The sequence below is a fragment of the Streptomyces katrae genome, assembly GCF_000966975.1.
Taxonomy (GTDB): Bacteria; Actinomycetota; Actinomycetes; order Streptomycetales; family Streptomycetaceae; genus Streptomyces; species Streptomyces katrae.
In genome coordinates this window covers 1-3047 of the sequence record NZ_JZWV01000827.1, presented here as the reverse complement: position 1 = coordinate 3047, position 3047 = coordinate 1, and the positions used below count along the sequence as shown (strand labels likewise).

Sequence of the window (3047 nt, the reverse complement as noted above, 5' to 3'; positions counted from 1 at the left end):
CCTCGTACGCGCCGCCGGAACCGGGGGCAGTGCCCGGCGCGGGGCCGTGTCCCGTCCGCCGCCGGAGGTCCTCGGCGGTCCGCTCCGCCAGCCGCCGTACGCCGAGCAGGACCTCGGCGGCGCCCGGCGCGCCGTGCAGGGCCGACAGCCGGCTCAGCAGGGTCCGGCCGCGGCCGGCCCGAGCGCGTACGGGGGTGCGCCCAGCTCCCGCGCGCAGTGCGCGGCGGTGTCGGCGGCGCGGGCCGCGAGCTCCTGGTAGGACGGTGGCGCGGGCTCGGGGAAGAGGTACCGCTCGGCCAGGACGAGCAGGGCGAGCCCGGTGGTGGTGCCGACGAGCCGTACGCCGAGCGAGCCCGGATCGTAGGGCGGGAAGGACGGCAGGATGTAGAGCAGTTGCAGGCCGGGGCCGGCCCCGGCGAGCCCGGGCCCGCCGACCGCGGCGAAGGCCAGTGCGAAGCCGATGACGAGCATCCCGGCGACGGCGGTCCAGGTGCGCACCGACAGGTAGGTGCCCACCACGACCAGCAGCCAGCACACCGGTGCCAGCCGCAGCACCGTGGCGGCCCGCTGCGGCCCGGTGCCGGGGATCCGTGACAGTCCGGCCAGGGCCACCGCGGAGAACAGCGCGTACGTGGCGGCGGTGGGCGCGCCGAAGCCGTACAGGAACAGGTAGAACCCGGCGGCGGCGACCAGTGTCACCCGCACCGCCCTGACCCCCGAGGCCGCGTAGCCCCCCGGCAGCCGCGGCCTGGGCACACCACCCATCCCACCAGGATCACCCTCCTCCCCCGCCTCGGCACCACGGCCCGGTCAGAGTGCGGCCGGCCGCCACAGCGGGGGGACGCGGCGCACGGGGCCGGCCGTGCGCAGGCCGGTGAGCAGGGCGTGGGCCTCCGGGGCGGTCAGGCCGAGTTCCCCGGTGATGCGGCGGGGGGTGGCGTACGCGATCCCCCGCGCGAGCGCGTCCCGTTCCCAGGCGGCGACGTCCCCCACAGCACCGCCGCCGCCGGCACGGACGCCACCACTCCCATGACCACCCCCTCCACCACGTTCCGGTCGTTTCACACCAACCCGTCAGACGGCGGGCGCGGGGCGGCCGAGCGGCAGCAGGTACTGGAGGTCGTCCAGGCCGAGGAGTTCGTGGGCCAGGTCGTCGTGGAAACCGCCGAGCGGGGTGCCGGCCAGCCCCAGGGCCGTGCCGGAGAGCAGCAGGTTCTGCGCCAGGTGGCCGGTCTCCAGCAGGGCCAGGCGCAGGGCGCGCAGCCCGTAGCGGCGGCGCAGCAGGCCGAGGTCCGCGTAGAGGGCGAGGACCACCGGCACCCGGTCGATGCCGATCCAGTGCGGGTCGCTCGCGGGCCGGGACAGGTACGTCGACAGGGCGGCGATCTCCGCCGTGGCCGGGGCCGGGCCGACGCGCCGCAGCGTCCGCCGCTCGGGCACGCAGTCGTACGTGCCCGCCGGAACGCCGTCGACGTCGAGGACCAGCAGCCGCACCCGGGCCGTGTACAGGGCGCCCGCGCCACAGCAGGGCGCCCAGGTCGGCGGCGGCGAGCGGCCCGCCGAGGGCCCCGCGCACCGAGGCCCGGGCCGCGAGGGCGGCGCCGAGCGGGACCTCGGGCAGCGGGCCGGCGGGCAGGGGCAGCTCGGGTACGGCCGGGGTGTCGCGGGGCGGCTTCGGCGGCAGGGTGCGCAGGTCCGTGTCCTCGTGCCGGCCGATCTGGAACTTGCTGCGCTCCAGGTACTGGAGATCGGCGGCGGTGTGCCCGGCCGGGAAGTAGTCCGCCGGCTCCCCGGTCTCCAGCAGGGTGCGGGCGGCCAGCCGGCACACGGCCCGCTCCTCGTCGGGGGTCACCCCGAGCCGGTTGAACAGCATGTGCAGCTGCGAGCTCCAGATCCAGGCCGTCGCGTCGGGGGCCGCGTCCGGGTCGAGTCCGGCCCGGAGCCGGGCGTCGGTCGCGCGGACCCGCCGTTCCCAGTGGCCCAGCCAGGGTGCGGCGGTGCCCTGCGCGAGGCGTTCCCGCAGGTCCTGGGCGCGTCGCTGCAGGCCGGAACGCTGGGCGGCGTACACGGAGTTGACGCGGGCGTGCACGGAGGCGCCGGGCAGCAGCTCCACCTCGGTGACCCATCGCCAGCCGGCCGCGTGCCGGCGCAGCCAGCGGGCGGCGGTGAGGCGGTCCAGGCCGAGCGCGTGGACCGTCGTGTGGGCCAGGTCCGCCGCGTGCGTCAGGCGGGCCGAGCTCCCGCCCCCGGCGGCGAGCTCGCGCAGGACCTCCACCACGACCCGGGAGGAGTCCGCGAAGACCTCCTCGGCGAGGGGCAGGGCGCGCGGGCCGCCGTACCGGTCGGTCTCGGGCCGGTACGGGACGGCACGGACCTCACCGTGGGCGGAGGCCCAGGGCCCGGGCACCGAGGGCACCTCCTTCGCCGCCCGGGCCAGTTCGCCCGGAAGCCCGGCGGCGGCGGCCGGGGTCAGCCCGCGCACCCGGACCCGCACGTGGGGGCCGTCCTCCGGGTAGCGGATGAAGAACCACCGGTCGGCTTCTCCGGCCGCCACCAGGCCGTCGAGGAGCGGGGCCGCCTCGCGGATCAGGAAGGCGTCGGTGTCCTCGGTCGCGGAGTGCAGGAAGACGTGGTGGCTGTGCCAGGCGTCGGTCGTGGGCATCTGCGGTCCTAGCGGGAGGGGGCGGATCAGGGGAAGGGGTGCGGGTGGAGAGCCAGTTCCTCGTGGCGCAGCGGCCCGGGGGTGCGGCCCAGCCGGTGGGGCACGTCGAGCAGCCGGGGCAGGCCGCGGGTGCGCCGGTTGACGTGCCCGAAGGTCATCGGCAGCGAGCCGGGGACGACGACCTTCACGCAGTGCAGGCCGAGCCGGTCGCGCAGGCCCGGTTCGGTCTGGTCGACGGTGACCACCTCCAGGCCGGCGCCGGCCAGCCGGTCCACGGTTGCCGCGAGCAGGGCGGCGAGGTCGGCGACCGGTTCCGGCGCGCCCGGCCAGGCGGCCGCGACCGGCACGGACGGGGTGTCGGCGAGGAGGAACTCCAGCCGGGGGC

Annotated in this window: 4 protein-coding genes and 1 pseudogene; all 5 read right to left on the bottom strand. The window is 77.6% G+C overall.

Going from position 1 to position 3047, the window contains the following annotated elements:
- Nucleotides 1-153 precede the first annotated feature (153 nt).
- Nucleotides 154-756, bottom strand: a complete 603-nt coding sequence (locus VR44_RS27350) for a hypothetical protein (protein WP_045950283.1) — start codon at nt 754-756, stop codon at nt 154-156.
- 54 nt (nt 757-810) lie between these two features.
- The gene (locus VR44_RS27345; protein ID WP_045950282.1) at nt 811-993 is read right to left on the bottom strand and encodes a hypothetical protein; all 183 of its coding nucleotides are present in this window, start codon (nt 991-993) and stop codon (nt 811-813) included.
- Nucleotides 994-1074: 81 nt separating this feature from the next.
- Nucleotides 1075-1494 (bottom strand): nitroreductase family protein, encoded by a 420-nt coding sequence (locus VR44_RS46515; protein ID WP_245692308.1) that lies wholly within the window; start codon nt 1492-1494, stop codon nt 1075-1077.
- Between the two features lie 367 nt (nt 1495-1861).
- A pseudogene (locus VR44_RS46510) lies at nt 1862-2662 on the bottom strand (thiopeptide-type bacteriocin biosynthesis protein); the annotation flags it as partial.
- A gap of 26 nt (nt 2663-2688) precedes the next feature.
- Nucleotides 2689-3047 (bottom strand): YcaO-like family protein (locus VR44_RS27335; RefSeq protein ID WP_045950281.1); only part of this gene is annotated, 359 nt, incomplete at its 5' end.